This window comes from Halopiger goleimassiliensis (assembly GCF_000455345.1).
Lineage (GTDB): Archaea > Halobacteriota > Halobacteria > Halobacteriales > Natrialbaceae > Halopiger_A > Halopiger_A goleimassiliensis.
In genome coordinates, this window is record NZ_HG315690.1 from 2,220,478 (window position 1) to 2,236,974 (window position 16,497).

General features: G+C 68.0%; 16 protein-coding genes. 8 read left to right on the forward strand and 8 right to left on the reverse strand.

Annotation, left to right across the window (positions count from 1 at the left end; translation table 11 throughout):
- The first annotated feature begins 79 nt into the window (after positions 1–79).
- Positions 80–310, forward strand: a complete 231-nt coding sequence (locus TX79_RS10865) for a helix-turn-helix domain-containing protein (protein ID WP_049927465.1) — start codon at positions 80–82, stop codon at positions 308–310.
- Between the two features lie 16 nt (positions 311–326).
- On the opposite strand, the gene TX79_RS10870 is transcribed toward TX79_RS10865, so the two are convergent.
- From TX79_RS10870 to TX79_RS10880, 3 genes are all read right to left on the reverse strand, one after another.
- Entirely contained in the window at positions 327–1,316 is a 990-nt protein-coding gene (locus tag TX79_RS10870) for an SDR family oxidoreductase (protein ID WP_049927466.1), read from the reverse strand.
- Between the two features lie 81 nt (positions 1,317–1,397).
- The gene (locus TX79_RS10875) at positions 1,398–2,231 is read right to left on the reverse strand and encodes an endonuclease V (protein WP_049927467.1); all 834 of its coding nucleotides are present in this window, start codon (positions 2,229–2,231) and stop codon (positions 1,398–1,400) included.
- Positions 2,232–2,275: 44 nt separating this feature from the next.
- Positions 2,276–3,259 (reverse strand): rhomboid family intramembrane serine protease, encoded by a 984-nt coding sequence (locus TX79_RS10880; protein WP_081655544.1) that lies wholly within the window; start codon positions 3,257–3,259, stop codon positions 2,276–2,278.
- A gap of 180 nt (positions 3,260–3,439) precedes the next feature.
- Here TX79_RS10880 and TX79_RS10885 point away from each other — a divergent pair, with 180 nt between their 5' ends.
- The 3 genes from TX79_RS10885 to TX79_RS10895 are packed head-to-tail and all read left to right on the forward strand — an operon-like array spanning position 3,440 to position 6,182.
- Entirely contained in the window at positions 3,440–3,880 is a 441-nt protein-coding gene (locus tag TX79_RS10885) for a DUF5788 family protein (RefSeq protein WP_049927469.1), read from the forward strand.
- Entirely contained in the window at positions 3,881–5,632 is a 1,752-nt protein-coding gene (gene polX, locus TX79_RS10890; protein WP_049927470.1) for a DNA polymerase/3'-5' exonuclease PolX, read from the forward strand.
- A gap of 43 nt (positions 5,633–5,675) precedes the next feature.
- The gene (locus TX79_RS10895) at positions 5,676–6,182 is read left to right on the forward strand and encodes a Mut7-C RNAse domain-containing protein (protein WP_049927471.1); all 507 of its coding nucleotides are present in this window, start codon (positions 5,676–5,678) and stop codon (positions 6,180–6,182) included.
- Between the two features lie 48 nt (positions 6,183–6,230).
- Here the strand turns inward: TX79_RS10895 and TX79_RS10900 are convergent, their stop codons facing one another.
- The 5 genes from TX79_RS10900 to glpK form a co-directional block, all read right to left on the reverse strand.
- Complete coding sequence (locus tag TX79_RS10900) at positions 6,231–6,437, reverse strand: dodecin family protein (protein WP_049928362.1); 207 nt, start codon at positions 6,435–6,437, stop codon at positions 6,231–6,233.
- A 91-nt stretch (positions 6,438–6,528) separates the two neighbouring features.
- A complete protein-coding gene (locus tag TX79_RS10905; protein ID WP_049927472.1) occupies positions 6,529–6,933 on the reverse strand; it encodes a DUF7344 domain-containing protein in 405 nt (134 codons plus the stop codon).
- Between the two features lie 93 nt (positions 6,934–7,026).
- Positions 7,027–7,710, reverse strand: a complete 684-nt coding sequence (locus TX79_RS10910) for an HAD-IIB family hydrolase (RefSeq protein WP_049927474.1) — start codon at positions 7,708–7,710, stop codon at positions 7,027–7,029.
- A 75-nt stretch (positions 7,711–7,785) separates the two neighbouring features.
- A complete protein-coding gene (locus TX79_RS10915; RefSeq protein WP_081655601.1) occupies positions 7,786–8,886 on the reverse strand; it encodes a hypothetical protein in 1,101 nt (366 codons plus the stop codon).
- An 11-nt stretch (positions 8,887–8,897) separates the two neighbouring features.
- Entirely contained in the window at positions 8,898–10,442 is a 1,545-nt protein-coding gene (glpK, locus tag TX79_RS10920; protein WP_049927476.1) for a glycerol kinase GlpK, read from the reverse strand.
- A gap of 332 nt (positions 10,443–10,774) precedes the next feature.
- On the opposite strand from glpK, the gene glpA reads away from it, so the two are divergent.
- The 4 genes from glpA to TX79_RS10940 all read left to right on the forward strand — a co-directional run bounded on the left by glpA (position 10,775) and on the right by TX79_RS10940 (position 16,487).
- Entirely contained in the window at positions 10,775–12,505 is a 1,731-nt protein-coding gene (glpA, locus tag TX79_RS10925; protein ID WP_049927477.1) for an anaerobic glycerol-3-phosphate dehydrogenase subunit GlpA, read from the forward strand.
- A 1-nt stretch (position 12,506) separates the two neighbouring features.
- Positions 12,507–13,904 (forward strand): glycerol-3-phosphate dehydrogenase subunit GlpB, encoded by a 1,398-nt coding sequence (gene glpB, locus TX79_RS10930; RefSeq protein WP_049927478.1) that lies wholly within the window; start codon positions 12,507–12,509, stop codon positions 13,902–13,904.
- A 91-nt stretch (positions 13,905–13,995) separates the two neighbouring features.
- The gene (locus TX79_RS10935; protein ID WP_049927479.1) at positions 13,996–15,330 is read left to right on the forward strand and encodes an anaerobic glycerol-3-phosphate dehydrogenase subunit C; all 1,335 of its coding nucleotides are present in this window, start codon (positions 13,996–13,998) and stop codon (positions 15,328–15,330) included.
- Complete coding sequence (locus TX79_RS10940) at positions 15,327–16,487, forward strand: Cdc6/Cdc18 family protein (RefSeq protein WP_049927480.1); 1,161 nt, start codon at positions 15,327–15,329, stop codon at positions 16,485–16,487. The genes TX79_RS10935 and TX79_RS10940 overlap by 4 nt, the downstream gene beginning before the upstream one ends.
- Positions 16,488–16,497: the final 10 nt, after the last annotated feature.

Consider the following 16,497-nt stretch of genomic DNA (forward strand, 5'->3'; position numbering starts at 1 on the left):
CCGACGACCGTTCTCACGAACTGGGAACGCGCGACGCTGTTGATACCGGCCCGTGTGATTTCTCCACACGGATCTGGGGATGTCCGATCACGACGCGTCGACCCGAGACGAGGACCGTGCGGTGCTCGAGACGCTCGCCGAAACGGGACCGCTGACGGTGCCCCAGCTCGCAGCCCGGCTACGGAGCCATCCCGTGACGGTCGAACGACGGTGTCTCGAACTCCAGCGGCGAGGATATCTGCGCCAGGGTACCGGCGGCAAACTCACGCTCACCGAACCCGGCGAGATCGATCGAGCCGTCGGCGAGTGACCGGAACCGACGGCGCTCAGACGAGCTTTCGGAGGAAGGCGTAGCCGGCGTCGCGGAGTTTGTCCGGAAGAAAGCGAGCGTAGACGCCGAACTGGGCCAGCGGCCCGACCGGATACCGCGCCGGCGGCTCGGGCGTCGTCGCCGCCTCGAGGATGGCCGCCGCGACGTCTTCGGGGTCGGAGGCGAAGGGACCGCCCGAGCCGCCGCCGACCAGTTGCATCTCGTCGTACAGTTCGTACAGCGTCTCGTAGGCCGGCGTCTGCTCGGCCTCGGGAAGTTCGTCGTCCACGCGGTCGGCGAAGTTCGTGTCGACCGGCCCCGGTTCGACGACGACGACGTCGATACCGAACTCCTCGGTTTCGGCGCGCAGGGAGTCGCTCATCGCCTCGAGGGCGTGTTTCGAGCCGGCGTACGCGCCGGAGCCGGGTACCGAGATGCGCCCGATGACGCTCGAGAGGTTGACGATCCGCCCCTCGCCCTGGGCGCGCATGTGTGGCAAGGCGGCGCGGACGAGCCGGTGAGGCCCGTAGACGTTGACGTCGAACTGCCGGTGGAGGTCGGCCGTCGAGACGTCCTCGAGCGGTCCCATCTGGGCGTAGCCGGCGTTGTTGACCAGACAGTCGATCGCACCGCCTTCCTCGACGGTCTCCTCGACTGCCCGCGAGACCTGATCGGGGTCGGTGACGTCGAGCGCGAGCGTGTGACAGCCCGCTTCGGCGAGGTCCTCGACGTCGTCGGGGTTGCGCGCCGTCGCGACGACGAACCAGTCGGCCTCGAGGAACGCTTCGGCGGTCGCCCGCCCGATACCCGACGAGCAGCCGGTGATCAGGACGGTCTTCTTGCGGGTGTAGCGGTCTTCGCTCGACGATCGGGTCGTCTCACGGTCGCCGTCCGGTCCGGGATCGGTCTCCGGCCCCGGCTCCGAGTTTGTCCCGGGGTCGTCCTCCACGACGGTGCGGTCGGCCCCGTCGTCGGCGGTCTCCTCGACGTCCTCAGCGGTAGCCATGTGTGACCGCTACGGGCGAGGGTCCCTAAGTTTCGATGGTTTGTCTCGGCGATTGGAACGTCTCGAACGCCAACGTGTCGGTCACTCCACGACCTCGGCTTTCGCCGCCGTCGCGTAGCTGTCGGCCAGTCGCACCGGCTCCGGGAGTTTGTACCCCGACGCGAGCGCGAGGACGACGTCCGCGGCCGTTTCGGGACCGACGCGGTGACCGGGGCTGACGTACAGCGGGTTGATGTAGCGGTTCGGCGAGTCGTACTGGCGGGTCTGGACGGCGTAGCCGAGCAGCGTTCCGTCGGGAGCCTCCACGTTCGAGTCGGCCTCGATCGGTATCCGCGACCCCGCCGGGAGCTCCGACGTGCGCTCGGTCGGCTGGCCACACAGCAGGCTCTTGGCCACGCCCACGCTCGGCACGTCGAGCACGACACCCATGTGCGTCGCGATGCCGGCCTCCCGGAAGTGAATGCGGCCGCTGCCGTCGAACAGCAACAGGTCGGGATCGACCGACAGCGCCTCGAGCGCCGCCAGAATCGGCTTCCCCTCACGGAAGGAGAGCAGTCCGGGGATGTAGGGGATCTCGAGCGGGGTCACCGCGTGTGCACGTTCGATTACCTCGCCGCCGCGCGTGGCGACGACGGCAGAGAGCGCCCGATCCTGGTCGCCCTCGTCGTTGGTGAGAAACGACTGGTCGACGCCGACGACGATCGGTTCGTCGCTCGAGTCAGAGGGTGCCGCCGTCGAGTCCGAGAGCGTCGTCTGTGCGGGGTCGTCGCCGTCGTCCCCTCGGACGATAGCCTCGAGATCGAAGGGGTAATCGTCTTCGAAGACCGCGGCGTCGGCGATCTCGCGCTGGAGGGTTTCCATCTCCTCCCGGGAGCGGTCGGCATCCGGCTCGAGGTCGGGGCGTGGCTCGGTCATACGTCGAAGCTACGCGGGGAGAGGGATCAGTCGTGTGATCGTGATCAGAACCGTCGGCGTCCGCCCGGCCCACCCGGACCGCCCGGGCCGCCGGGTCCACCGGGGCCGCCACCGCCCAGCTGGAGTTGGCTGGGCGCGCGGACGTTCTGGGTGCGCTTGACGTACTCGCCGTACGCGAGGCCGACGAGCAACCCGACCAGGTGGGCGGCGTGGGCGATCTGGAACGCGCCGGCCCCGCCGCCGCCGATGAAGGCCAGGCTGATAAGCGCGAAGCCGCCGGTCAGCACCCACAGCGGCATCGGGATCATGAAGAAGAGGTAGACCCGCAGGTTCGGGTTCAGGATCGTCATCACGCCGAGGATCGCCAGCCCAGCGCCGCTGGCTCCCAGAACACCCGGTGTGGCCAGCGTCACACCGCCTTCGAGCAGGCGCACACCGATCTGTCCCAGGCCGGCGAGCGCACCGCTGACGAGGAACAGGCCAAGGAACTCCTTCGAGCCGACGTACCGCTCCACGAGCGGCCCGAAGAAGAAGATCACGACGCTGTTGAAGAAGATGTGCATGAGGTCGCCGTGGGCAAAGATAGACGTCACCCAGGTCCAGACGTACTCGGGGTTGTACGGCGTCAGGACGAAGATAGATTCGTACAGCAACTGCGAATCGAGCGTCATGCGAAGACTGCCGACGGGTTCCAGCAGGAAGCTTGTGAGTTGCTGGAGGAAAAACGTCACCCACATCAGCGCCAACAGCGTGTAGGTCACGTTCCCGCGGAAGTACGCCAGCGGGCCGCCCGGCCCGGTGTCGACGGGAAGCTTCTCGAGCAGGCTCGAGCTGGCCGATTTCGAGGTCTGCGTGTTGACACTGTCGTCGAAGCCACTGTCGAAGACGCCGCTGGGATCGTTCCAGTTCTGGAGGCCGGAACAGTCGTGGTTTTCGGGAAGCCGATGTTCGGCACAGTAGGTGCCGCCACAGTGCCGACAGTTGTACGGCATGTTTTCGTCTTTCCCACACACGTCGCAGGTGGCCATTGCCCGGAGGTAAGAGTGGAACCGCTAAGGGGTTTGGGGTTCGTTGCTCGTATCGAACGGCGGTCCGCGGCCGGGAACGGGAGTCCGTGACCACCTCGAGTCGGTGCGCTCGGTCCCCGACGGGGTGTGAGCGTTCGACGGAGCTGTACATTTTTGCTCCCGCGACCCCCACATCCGGACGTGCAAGCATACGAGCGCAAGCAACTGCTCGAGCGCGTCGAGCGGGAGGGGGCGACCGTCGGCGCGGACATCCCGGACACCATCGAGGTCCAGGGCGAGGAGATCGACCTCCAGCAGTTCGTCTTCGAGATCAAGCGCCGCGAGACGGTCCCGCCCGGCGAGCGCGACCGCGTCGAGCAGGCCAAACGGAACCTCCGTCGCGAACGCCTCGAGCGCCTCGAGCTGATCGAGGAGGGCGACATCACGCGCGAGGAGGGCGAGGAACTGGCCCAGAGCATCATCGGCATCGATCGGGCGCTGAACGCCCTCGAGAGCCTGGGGCCGACCGACTTGGAGCGCGAACAGCAGGCCCAGCAGGCCCAGGATCGCAAGCGCTGGATGTCGTTCCTCAAGAAGGCGCTAGGCCAGGACGACGACGGCGCAGCACGGAGGGGTCGGTAGATGGCGACCAACGCCGAACTCGCCGGCCGGTTCGAGGAGTTCGCCGACCTGCTCGAGGCCGACGGGGTCGACTACAAACCACGGGCCTACCGCCGTGCGGCCGAGAACATCCGCGCCCATCCGGTTCCGATCGCCGACCGCGTCGAGGCCGGCGACGAGGACGTTCTCGAGGAGATCGACGGCGTCGGGGACGCCATCGCCTCGAAGATCGTCGAGTACGTCGAGACCGGCACGATCGAGGAACTCGAGGAGCTACGGGCCGAGTTGCCGATCGACGTCGCCGACATCACCCGCATCGAGGGCGTCGGTCCGAAGACGGCGGGCAAACTCTACCGCGAACTCGGGATCGAGACGCTCGACGACCTCGAGGCGGCCGCCGAGAACGGCGAGATCCAGGAGGTCAAGGGGTTCGGCTCGAAGACCGAACAGAACATCCGCGAGAACCTCGAGTTCGCCCGCCAGGTCGGCCAGCGACACCTCCTGGGCGAGGCCCGACCGCTCGCGGACGACGTGCTCGCGTACCTCGAGTCGCTCGAGGCCGTCGAACGGTGCGAGGTCGCGGGGTCGATCCGGCGCTGGCGCGAGACGATCGGCGACGTGGACGTGCTCGTCGGGACCGACGCCGGCGAGGAGGTGATCGAGGCGTTCGTGAACTGGGACTCCGTCGACAGGGAGATCGAGTCCGGCCCCGAGAAGGCGAGCGTCCGGGTCGGCGAGATTCGCGTCGACCTGCGCGTGGTCGTCCCCGAGGAGTTCGGCTCCGCGCTGCAGTATTTCACGGGGTGCAAGGACCACAACGTCCGTCTTCGAAACTACGCGATCGACCGGGGGATGAAGCTGAACGAGTACGGCGCGTTCGACGTCAGCGACCTCGACGACGAGGCGTCGGGCCAGCGCGTCGGCGACCGCGTCGCCGGCGCAACCGAGGCAGGGATGTACGAGGCCCTCGGCCTGCCCTGGATTCCACCCGAGTTGCGCGAGGACCGCGGCGAACTCGAGGCCGCCGAGCGCGGCGCGTTGCCCGACCTCGTGGAGCGCGAGGAGATCCGCGGCGACCTCCACACCCACACCGAGTGGTCCGACGGCAACACCTCGATCGAGGCGATGGTCGAGGCCGCGGAGGCCCGAGGCTACGACTACTACGCCGTCGCCGACCACGCCGAGGGGCCAGGCATCGTCGGCGACGTCGGCCTCTCGGACACCGAGATCCTCGAGCAGGTCGAGGCGATCCGCGAGGTCGACGCCGCGAGCGAGGTCGACGTCTTCGCGGGGATCGAGGCCAACGTCGACGCCGACGGCGAGATCGGCCTCTCCGCGGAGGTGATCGACGCGCTAGACCTGATCGTCGCCTCGCCCCACAGCGGCCTGAGCCAAGACGCCGAGACGGCGACCGAACGGCTCGTTCGGGCCGTCGAGAACCCCGCCGTCGACGTGCTGGGCCACCCGAGCGGCCGGCTACTCAACGAGCGCTCGGGGCTGGACTTCGACGCCACCGCGCTCGGCGAGGCGGCCGCCGAACACGACACGGCGCTCGAGATCAACGCCAATCCCCGACGGCTGGACCTGTGGGGCAGCGCCGTCCAGGCCGCGGTCGAGGAGGGCGCTCCCATCGCCGTCAATACGGACGCCCACCAGCCGGCAACGCTCGAGTACGTCCGCTGGGGCGTCCACACCGCCCGACGAGGGTGGGCCGAGGCCGACGACGTGATCAACACCTGGGACGTCGACGACCTCCGGGCGTTCCTGCACTAACCGGGACCCGGAATCGCTCGACACGCGACGCGTTCGACCCACTATGCGACTCCTCCTCGACGTCATGTGCGGCGGTCTCGTCTCCTACCTCCGGATGTGCGACCACGACACCGTCTACGCCGGCGACCGCGGGGTCGAGGCCGACGATCGGCTGCTCGAGGTCGCTCGCGAGGAGTCCCGGACGCTCGTGACCCGGGACGTCCACCTCTCGAACCGTGCCGACGCAGCGATTTTACTCGAGTCCCGCGACGTCGAGGCGCAGTTGGCCGAACTCGCCGCGGCAGGGGTCGATCTCACGCTGACGACCGACCCCAGCTACTGCGGGCGGTGTAACGGGCCGCTCGAGACGGTCGAGGAATCGGCCTCGACGCCCGACTACGCGCCCGATCCCGCGACGACGGCCGTCTGGCGTTGTCGCGCCTGTGGCCAGCACTTCTGGCGCGGGAGCCACTGGGACCGGGTCCGGAAGACGCTCGAGCGAGTGACTCGAGTCGTCGAAGACGAACGCGGGAGCGACGGCGGCGGTCGCGAACGGGGGCGACGAGAGTGAAGAAGAGGCCGACGATCGATAGGGGGCTATCGGCCGGACCGCGGACGTTCAGCGGTTCAGGACGAACGAGACGTGTAGCGTCGTGCGATACTGCTCGATCGATCCGCCGTCGACCTCCGCGGTCTGTGACATGACTTCGATCCCGCTGATGTTCTCGAGCGTCTCCTCGGCGTCCTCGAGCGCGTTCTCCGCGGCGTCCTCCCAGGACTCGCTCGAGTTGCCGGTCAGTTCGATGACCTTGACTGTTTCGGGCATGACCACTGGGGAATGCACCGCTGGCGTGGATAGGGGTTCGGCGTGAGAATGCCACCCACGACGACGAACGCGAACACTGGCGGTCGATTCGTCAGTCCGAAACGCCGTCGAACTGCAGTTTCGTGGGGGTGTCACCCGTCACGTCGGTGACGAGAATGCCGCCCTCGCTGGCCCGGGCGCGCTCGACGAACGGCCGGATTTCGTCGAAGCCGTCGGCGACCGCGATGGTTCGCCGGTCGACGTCGTACTCGATGATGCCGTATTCCTCGAGGCGCGGCAGGTGGTCGTGATGCAGGGAGATGGCGAGGCGTCGGCGCGCGTCCTCGTCCTCGGCGTCGGTGGAGTCCTCGCTCTCGACGACGGCGAGACGATGCGCGACGTTCTCGACGGACCGTCGGTCCGTCTCCAGCAGCAGGTACAGGAGCCGTCGGCGTCGACGATGCGACAACAGGTCGTAGACGCGATCCACCGTCTCTGACCGCATCTCTTCGTTCATGCTACGGTCACCGTCTACCACTATTACTGATAGAAACCTTCCTCCAAAGTTATTTGGGTCCGGTCGCTGACCGCGGGGGGACGGCACCGCCACCTATTCTCCGGCACGAACGCGCTCGAGGACGGCCAGCGTCCCGTCGGCGTGGGCGTCCTCGAGCACCTCGTCGGCCGCCCGCTTCGCGTGGTCGTCCGCGTTGGCGACGGCGAAGCTCCGGCCCGTCCGCTCGAACGTCGAGACGTCGTTGATCGAGTCGCCGACCGCGACGCAGTCGGCCGGGTCGAAGCCGACGTGGGCGGCGACCGTCTCGAGCCCGTCGCCCTTGTTCGGCTCGGGGTCTTTGACGTGGTAGGCGTAACCCGTGTCGACGACCTCGAGGCCGTGTTCCGCGGCGATTTCGCGGAGCGGTTCGAGCGGTTGCTCGAGGTTGACGGCCACCTCGGTCTCGCGCCAGCGGTTGACCGTCTCCTCGCGACCCCAGCCCAGATCGTAGCCAGCCGCACGGTACGCCTCGACGACGGCCTCTGCGGCCTCGCGATCCGCCCGATAGAAGACGTCCTCGCCCGTGTAGACGACGCCGCCGTTCTCGGCGACGACGAGCTCCGGGATTCCGGCGAAGTGACAGAGCGCAACGGGGTAGGGGAACGCCTTCCCGGTGGCGATCACGACGGGAGCCTCCCACTCGCGCAGCGGGTCGAAGACCCGCGGATCGATGCCCCATCCCTCGAGGCGGGTCAGCGTCCCGTCGACGTCGAGCACAAGCGGCGGATCGGCTGTCATACCGGCACCTGCGGCGCTGTCGCCAAAAGTCGTCCGATCACGATCTCGAGACGTCGAAAACGGTCCGTCGGGCCCCTAGAAAGTCGGGACCCAGGACGCGTCGGGGAAGACTCCCGCGAAATACATGATTGCGACGAGGAACGTCCCGAAGACGATCGCGGCCGCCGGGGGGTCTACGTGCGTGTCGCCGTGGGCGTAGAAGACGCGCTGGAACAGTTCACCGAACAGCGCGCAGATCACGCCGAAGACGAGCGCGACGAGCAACGCGGGGCCTTCGCCGAGACCGGCGACGACGGCGTCGCCGTCGGCCATCACGGCGAGCGCGGCCGTCCCTGCTGGGAGCGTGATGTGGTGCGTAACGGGCACCTTCTCGATGCCGAGGTTGAGGAACAGCAGCGACGCCGCGCTGATCCCGAATCCGAGGAACGCCCTCCCAGTCACGATCGAGACCCAGCCGCCGAGAATCCCGACGAACGCGCCGAGCGTGGCGACGTGGGCCCACTTGTACTGGTGGCCGAGCCACGGTTCGACTTTGAGGCGAGCGGACGCCGACGAGTCGGCAGTCTCCTCCTGCTCCGGAACGATGGCGTCCCCGCCTTTCGGCGTCTCCGAATCGGTCACGCGCTCCCCGCCGTCCGTCGCTGGTCGACGCTCCTCGCGCTCGAACGGCGACATGTCCAGGATGCCGCTGCCCCGAACCTTGCCGATGATGCTGTAGCCGAGGATCAGGCGATGGAAGATCGCGGACAGGACGACGCCCATCGCGATCGGATCGTACGGCAGGGCGAGGGTATCGAAGGCGACCTGCATCCACCAGCCGAGCAGGCCGAAGCCAGCGCCGACGAAGAGCACGTCGGGTTTCGTCCCGAGCGCCTGCGCGATGTTCTTCGCCTGGTGGTAATCGTACTCGAAGCCGTCCATGTATCCTTTCTTCGCGGCGTAGGCGGTCGCGGCCACGCCGCCGCCGAAGCTGACCGCCGGGGAGAACGCCGGGCCGAACGCGATCGCGTTCGTGATCTGGGCGTAGTCCGGGCCGCCGACGAGTATCGCGGCTTCACCGGCGATCACCATGAATCCGGTAAAGACGAACGCCGGCAACGGGCCGAACGCCGCGCCGAACGCGCCGCCCCCCAGCGAGGCGACGATCTCCGGGAGGCTCGTAAGGGCGTCGATCAGAGCGTTGACCGTCATTCACCACCACCGTCCCTGGCCCAGTCACGCGACCGCTCGATGGCATCGATCCAGCGGTCGTAGCGTGCGTCGGCCGTCTCGCGGTCCATCGCGGGATCGAACTGGCGGTCGACCTGCCAGTTGTCACGCAGTTCCTCGAGGTCGTCCCAGTAGCCGACGGCCAGTCCGGCGGCGTAAGCCGACCCGAGCGCCGTCGTCTCGTCGACGACGGGGCGAACGATCTCCGAGCCGATGATATCGGACTGGAGCTGACAGAGGAAGTTGTTCTTGACCGCGCCGCCGTCGACCTTCAGCGTGGTCATCTCGATGCCCGAATCGGCCTCCATCGCCTCGGCGACGTCGCGGGTCTGGTAGGCGATCGACTCGAGCGTCGCCCGGACGATGTGTTCCTTCCGGGTACCGCGGGTCATGCCGACGATGGTGCCGCGGGCGCGCTGGTCCCAGTGGGGCGCGCCCAGTCCCGTGAAGGCGGGGACGACGTAGACGCCGTCCGTCGAGTCGACGCTGCGGGCCAGTTCCGCCGTTTCCGAGGGATCGTCGATCAGGTCGACGTCCTCGAGCCACTCGATAGCCGCGCCGGTGACGAAGATCGAGCCCTCGAGGGCGTACTGGACCGGCTCGCCGGAACGCTGGAAGCCGATCGTCGTCAGCAGGCCGTGATCGCTCTCGACGGCCTCGTCACCGGTGTTCATCAGGAAAAAGGAGCCGGTGCCGTAGGTGTTCTTCGCGTCGCCCGCGTCGAAGCAGGTCTGGCCGAACAGCGCGGCCTGCTGGTCGCCCAGCGCGCCCGCGACGGGGATCTCGGCCTCGAGGAAGCCGTCGGGATCGGTCGTCCCGTAGGTGGCCTCGTCGCTGGACGGGCGCACTTCGGGGAGCATCTCGCGCGGGATCGAGAACTCCGCGAGGAGGTCGTCATCCCACTCGAGGTCGTGGATGTTGTACAGCATCGTCCGCGAGGCGTTCGTGACCTCGGTGACGTGGTTGCCCGTGAGGTTGTAGATCAGCCACGTGTCGATCGTACCAAAGAGGATCTCACCCTGCTCGGCGCGATCGCGGACGTCCTCCGGCCGCGCGCGTTCCATCTTGATCGGGTCGGCCTCCTCGAGCAACCACTCGGCTTTCGTCGCCGAGAAGTAGGCGTCGGCCTCGAGCCCCGTCTTCTCGCGGATCTCCTCGACCTTGCCTTCGTCCTCGAGTTGCTCGACCCGTTCGGTCGTCCGCCGATCCTGCCAGACGATGGCGTTGTGGACCGGGTTCCCGGAGTCGGCGTCCCAGAGCAGCGTCGTCTCGCGCTGGTTGGTGACGCCGATCGCCTCGAGCTGGTCGGGGGCGATCCCCGCGCGCCCGAGGGCGTCCGTGATGACCTGTTTGGTGTTCTCCCAGATCTCGATCGGGTCGTGTTCGACCCAGCCTGGTTCCGGGTAGATCTGTTCGTGTTTCTCGTAAGCGTTCGCGACGACTTGGCCTTCGTGATCGAACACGAGGAATCGCGTGCCAGTCGTCCCCTGGTCAACTGCGCCGACGTACGTATCCACTGTCACTGGTGTCACCCCGCCGTGCGACGCCGTTCGTTTATCGACGATCGCATGGCACTGATAAACAATCACGACTATCATTATAAATGTTTCCTCGTTACGACGGGCGTATCGAACGTACCGAAGAGGGCAGGTCGGACGGCAGTCGCGGCCGAAGTGGCTTCTCCGTCCAGTACGTGGCGATCGTTCCGTATCAACGTACCGAAACGATCGACGACCGAACTGGAAGGGGCCTCGTCCAACGGGACGTCCGGTGGCCCACTCGCATCGATCCTTACCGACGTTGACGGGAACGCCGATAAAATAAAGGCCGACGCCACCGAGGTTCGAGTAACGGAATGGCACGTGACACCGACGTACTCGTTCTCGGCGGCGGATCGACAGGCTGTGGCATCGCCCGAGATCTGGCGATGCGCGGCCTCGAGGTCACCCTCGTCGAGCGCGGGAATCTGACCCACGGGACGACCGGGCGGATGCACGGCCTGCTCCACAGCGGGGGTCGCTACGCGGTCTCCGACAGGGCGAGCGCCCGAGAGTGCATCGAGGAAAACCGGGTTCTCCGGGAGATCGCCGGCCACTGCGTCGAGGAGACCGGCGGGCTGTTCGTCCAGCGACCCGAGGACTCCGACGAGTACTTCCAGGAGAAACTCGAGGGGTGTCGCGCCTGTGACATCCCGGCGCGAGTGCTCTCGGCCCGCGAGGCCCGCGAGATCGAACCCTACCTCGCCGAGGACATCACGCGCGCGATCGAAGTCCCCGACGGAGCGGTCGACCCGTTTCGACTGTGTGTCGCGAACGCCATCGACGCCGAGAGGCACGGCGCACGGATCGAGACCCACGCCGAAGTGGTCGACCTCCTGCGGGAGGGCGACGACGTCTACGGCGTGAAGGTGCGCCACGAGTCGGGGCCGGGCAAGCGCACGCACGCGACCCCGGGGACGACCGAGGAGATCACCGCCGAGTACGTCGTCAACGCGACGGGCGCGTGGGCCGGGCAGATCGGCGCGATGGCCGACTTAGCGATCGAGGTCCGGCCCTCGAAGGGCGTGATGACGATCATGAACGTCCGGCAGGTCGACACCGTGATCAACCGCTGTCGACCGAAAGGCGACGCCGACATCGTCGTCCCTCACGAGACGACTGCGATTCTCGGTACAACGGACGAGGAGGTCGACGACCCGGACGACTACCCCGAAGAGCAGTGGGAGGTCGATCAGATGATCGACACCCTTTCAGAACTGGTGCCGATCCTCTCGGAGGCCCGGACGATCCGGTCGTTCTGGGGCGTCCGTCCGCTCTACGAGCCCCCGGGGACCGGCACCGACGATCCGACGGACATCACCCGCGACTTCTTCCTGCTCGATCACGCCGAGCGCGACGGCGTCGCCGGCATCTCGAGCATCGTGGGCGGCAAGTTCACCACCTACCGGGCGATGGCCGAGGAGATCTCCGATCACGTCTGCGAGCGGTTGGGCGTCGACGCCCGGTGTGCGACCGCCGACGAACCCTTACCCGGCAGCGAGGACCTCGCGGTGCTCGAGGAAGGGATGGACGACTTCGGCCTCCGCTCGCCCGTCGCCCGCCGGAGCAAGCAACGGTTGGGCAGTCGCGCGAAGGAAGTGCTCGAGACCGACGAACCGAATCCGGTGCTCTGCCAGTGCGAGGGCGTCACCCGCGCGGAGGTGCAGGACGCGATCGAGGGGTCGGGCTCGGATCTGAACGCCGTCCGCATCCGCACCCGGGCCTCGATGGGTAACTGTCAGGGCGGCTTCTGCTGTCAGAACCTGGCCAACGAACTCCACCCCGAGTACGACGAGGAGACGGTCCGCGAGGCGCTTTCCGAACTCTTCCAGGAACGGTGGAAGGGTCAGCGCCACGCGCTCTGGGGCGAACAGCTCTCGCAGGCCATGCTCAACTACGCGCTGCACGCGACGACGATGAACCGGGACCGCGATCCGGCGAGCGACGCGCGGGACCTCGAGTACGACGCCTTCGACGGCGGGCGACGGGCGGAGCCACGCGCCGACGGGAGCGGCCAGCCGATGGCCGACGACCGAGGTGACCGCTGAGATGGCCATCGAGGACGACGTCCTCGTCATCGGCGGCGGCCTGGCGGGGGCGATGGCGGCGCTGTCGGCCGCAGACGCGAACGAAGACGCGCGCGTCCGGCTGGTAACCTACAAACAGAGCACGCTGCGTCACGCCAGCGGGCTGATCGACGTGCTGGGCTACGCGCCGGACGGCGTCTCCGCGAGCAACGCGAGCGGCGGTTCGTCGGACTCGTCCGACGTAAATGGACCGCTGACCGATCCCTTCGACGTGCTCGACGATATGCCCGAGGGCCACCCCTACGAACGCGTCGGGAGCGAGGCGGTCCGCGAGGGACTGGCGCTCTTCGACGAGGTCGTCGGCGACGCCTACGCGGGCGCACACACGGAGACGAACGCCTTGGTCCCCACTCACGGCGGCACGGTCAAGCCGACCGCGCGCTACCCCGTCTCGACGGCTGCGGGACTGGCTAGCGACGACCGCGACGCCCTGCTGGTCGGCTTCGAGACGCTGCCGGACTTCGACGCCCCGCTGGCCGCCGCGCACCTCGAGGCCGCGGGCGTGCCGTTCTCGGCGCGGGGCGTCACGATTCCCTTCCCCGGAATCGTGCGCGACGACGCGAAGGTGACCCGGTACGCCCACCTGCTCGACCGGGACGAACCCGTGACGACGGGTGCCGGCGAGACCGGCGCGCGCGAGGCGCTCGCGACGACGGTGGCCGACCACCTCGCCGGCGAGTCCCGCGTCGGCCTCCCCGCCGTGCTGGGCGACGAGCACGCCGCGGCGGTGCGGGCCGACCTCGCTGACGCCCTCGGCGTCGACGTCTTCGAGGTCCCGATGGGGCCGCCGAGTCTCCCAGGTATACGACTCGAGGATCGGCTGTTCGAGGCGCTCGAGGACGCCGACGTCCGGGTGACCTCGGGCGTGCCGGTGATCGATTACGAGACCGCCGACGCGTCGAGGAGCGCCACCGGCACGGGTGCGACGGCTACCGACGGCGGGACGGCCGGCGACGACCGGATCGATCACGTCGTCGTCGACCGCAACGGCACCGAGATCCCCCACCGGGCCGAGCAGTACGTCCTCGCGACCGGCGGACTGGTCGGCAAGGGCGTTCGCTCGGAACGCGACCGAGTGTTCGAACCGATCTTCGACTGCTACGTCCCCCACGCCGCGGACCGCTACGACTGGTTCGTCGACGACGTCTTCGGCGAACAGCCCTACGCGCGGTTCGGCCTCGCGCCGGACCGCGAGCTACGGCCGCTCGACGCCGACGACGAGCCCGAGTTCTCGAACCTCCGGGCGGCGGGGGCCGTCCTGGGCGGTTACGACTTCGCGGCCGAGAAGTCCGGCGCTGGCGTCTCGATCGCGACGGGCTACGTCGCGGGGCGACGGGCGGCCGAGGAGGTGGGGCGATGAGCGAACCAACCGACGCGCGAACCGAGCGTAGACCGGCCCGCTCGAGTGAGGGGGCCGACGCCGAGCGACAGATGCGGACACAGGTGATCTCATGAGCGACGCAGAACGACCGATCGACGATCACGTACCGGGCGCGGAAGACGAGGAGTTCGAACCGGTCCAGGTGTTCCCCGAGGCCGAGGAGATGGATCTCCGGCCGGGCGCGGACAACTGTTACAAGTGCTCGACCTGCGACACGAACTGTCCCGTCGCCGAGGTCGACGACGAGTTCCCCGGCCCGAAGTTCCAGGGGCCGGAACAGTGGCGGCTCAAGCGCCAGGAGGACCACGACATCGACGACTCCGTGATGAAGTGTTCGAACTGCATGCGCTGTGACGCGGCCTGTCCCTCGGAGGTGCCGCTGTCGCAGATGCACAACACCGCCCGTGCGGAGTACGTCGAAGAGAACATGAGCAAGCTTTCCCGGGAGTACTGGCGCAACCGGATGCTCGCGAACTACCGCCGGTTGGCACCGCTCGGCGCGGCCTTTCCCCGGACGGCGAACTTCGTGACCGGGCTGTCGATCACGAAGTGGCTCGGCGAGAAACTGCTCGGGATCACGAGCGAGCGCGAACTGCCGGAGTTCGCCACCGAAACCTTCCGCGAGTGGTGGGCGAAACGAGGCGGCGCACAGGTCACAAATCCGGACAAGCGCGTCGCCTACTTCCACGGCTGTTACGCCAACTACAACACCCCCGAGGTGGCGAAGGCGCTAGTGCGGGTCTACGAACACTTCGGTTACGAGATCCTGCTTCCCGACCAGGACTGTTCCGGCACGCCGATGTTCGCCAACGGCATGCTCGAGGACGCCCGCCGGGCCGCCGAGACCAACGTCGAGGAACTCGCCGCGGCCATCCGGGACGGCGCGGACGTCGTCGCCTCCTGCAGTTCGTGTTCGATGTCGCTGCGCCAGGAGTACCCCGAACTGTTCGACTTCGAGGACACCGAGTCGGTCGCCGAGAACACCTGGGACGCCCTCGAGTACCTCCGGGTCCACGAGGACCTCGAGCGCGAACTGGAGGGTACCGAAGTCGAGGGGTTCGACGACTTCGCCTATCACGCACCGTGTCATTCACGTAATCAGGGCCTCGATAGACAGACGATCGAACTGATGGACGCGATCGACGGCATCGAGGCCCACGACGTGGGGGACTCCTGTTCGGGCATCTCGGGCACCTACGGCTGGAAGGCCGAGAACTACGAGACGTCGATGGCCATCGGGGAAGAGATGTTCGAACACATGGAGGACGCCCCCGCCGAAACCGGGCTGACGGAGTGTCCCACCTGCTCGATGCAGATGGGCCACGGCACCGGCTACGAGATCAAACACACCCTCGAGGTGCTCGAGGCGGCCCTCGTCGGGCCGGAGGCCGGCGGCAGCGAATGAACCTGCAGGAGCGCATCGACCGACGACGATCCGCCCACGGGAACGGAACGATCGTCGTCGACAGAACCCATCTCGCGCCGGTCGTCCACCGGCCGGAGCCGGTCGGTCGTGGCTCGGTGATCGAACAGTTGCTGGACGCCCTCGAGCCGGTGTTCGGCGGCGACCTCCCGGACCCCGTCGCGGTCGTCGGCCCACAGGGAGCGGGGAAATCCGCTGTCGTAACGGCGACGTTCGACGCCCTGAACGATCGACTCGGGACACCGGATCGGTCGATCGAGACGACGACTCGAGCGGGTCCTGCCGAACCGGTGACGTGGTTCGTCACCGTCGACGCGCGCGGCATCGACAGCGAGTTCGCGTTCTACCGGGCGCTCCTCTCGGGGATCACGTCCGAGCCGGTTCCGAGCGGCGGGATCGGAACCGAGGAGGTACGCGACCGGCTCCGAAGCCGTCTCGATCGATCCGACCGACGCGCCGTCGTCGCCGTCGATCACCACGACGAACCCGGCAGTCTCGGCTTCGATCGCGTCCGTGACCTCCTCGAGCCGATGGCAGACAGCCTCTCGCTGGTCGCCGTCGGCCAGGAGCCCCCCGACGGGTGGCACGAGGCGCGGATCACCGTGCCGGCCTACCGCCAGCACGAACTCGTCGACGTCCTTACCGCCAGAGCCTCGACCGGCCTCGCACCGGGCGTGCTGGAACACGAGGCGATCCGCGACCTCGCGGACTGGGCCGACGGCGACGCCCACGACGCGTTCGCGGCGCTCTTTACCGCGGCCGTGTTCGCCGGCGACGACGGCGGGCCGATCACCGACGCCCACCTCGAGCGCGCGAAGGCGGACGTCCCTGCGGATAGTGTCCACGTCGGACGCGCGCTGGCCGTCCCACGCACCCGACAGCGGGTGTTGCTGGAACTGGTGCGGACGGAGGACACGCGGGCGGCGATCCGAGACCTGGCCGAGGTCATCGCCGACCGGACGGACCTGACGGCCGGTACGGTCGAGCGATTCCTGTACGAACTCGCCGACCGGGGCGTCTTAGAGCGAACGCCGTTGCCAGGGGAGGGAAGCGGCCGCAGTCCGAGTTCCGTCGAGCCACGGTTCCCACTGACGGTCTTCCGGACGCTGACGACTGCGGAGGGAGCGGACTCGACGTGACGTATGCCCA

Excerpts from the sequence above, each read along its gene's own strand:
- TX79_RS10865 (WP_049927465.1), top strand. The coding sequence starts at position 80 with ATGTCCGATCACGACGCGTCGACCCGAGACGAGGACCGTGCGGTGCTC.
- TX79_RS10870 (WP_049927466.1), bottom strand. The coding sequence starts at position 1,316 with ATGGCTACCGCTGAGGACGTCGAGGAGACCGCCGACGACGGGGCCGAC.
- TX79_RS10875 (WP_049927467.1), bottom strand. The coding sequence starts at position 2,231 with ATGACCGAGCCACGCCCCGACCTCGAGCCGGATGCCGACCGCTCCCGG.
- TX79_RS10880 (WP_081655544.1), bottom strand. The coding sequence starts at position 3,259 with ATGGCCACCTGCGACGTGTGTGGGAAAGACGAAAACATGCCGTACAAC.
- polX (WP_049927470.1), top strand. The coding sequence starts at position 3,881 with ATGGCGACCAACGCCGAACTCGCCGGCCGGTTCGAGGAGTTCGCCGAC.
- TX79_RS10895 (WP_049927471.1), top strand. The coding sequence starts at position 5,676 with ATGCGACTCCTCCTCGACGTCATGTGCGGCGGTCTCGTCTCCTACCTC.
- TX79_RS10900 (WP_049928362.1), bottom strand. The coding sequence starts at position 6,437 with ATGCCCGAAACAGTCAAGGTCATCGAACTGACCGGCAACTCGAGCGAG.
- TX79_RS10905 (WP_049927472.1), bottom strand. The coding sequence starts at position 6,933 with ATGAACGAAGAGATGCGGTCAGAGACGGTGGATCGCGTCTACGACCTG.
- TX79_RS10910 (WP_049927474.1), bottom strand. The coding sequence starts at position 7,710 with ATGACAGCCGATCCGCCGCTTGTGCTCGACGTCGACGGGACGCTGACC.
- glpA (WP_049927477.1), top strand. The coding sequence starts at position 10,775 with ATGGCACGTGACACCGACGTACTCGTTCTCGGCGGCGGATCGACAGGC.
- glpB (WP_049927478.1), top strand. The coding sequence starts at position 12,507 with ATGGCCATCGAGGACGACGTCCTCGTCATCGGCGGCGGCCTGGCGGGG.
- TX79_RS10935 (WP_049927479.1), top strand. The coding sequence starts at position 13,996 with ATGAGCGACGCAGAACGACCGATCGACGATCACGTACCGGGCGCGGAA.
- TX79_RS10940 (WP_049927480.1), top strand. The coding sequence starts at position 15,327 with ATGAACCTGCAGGAGCGCATCGACCGACGACGATCCGCCCACGGGAAC.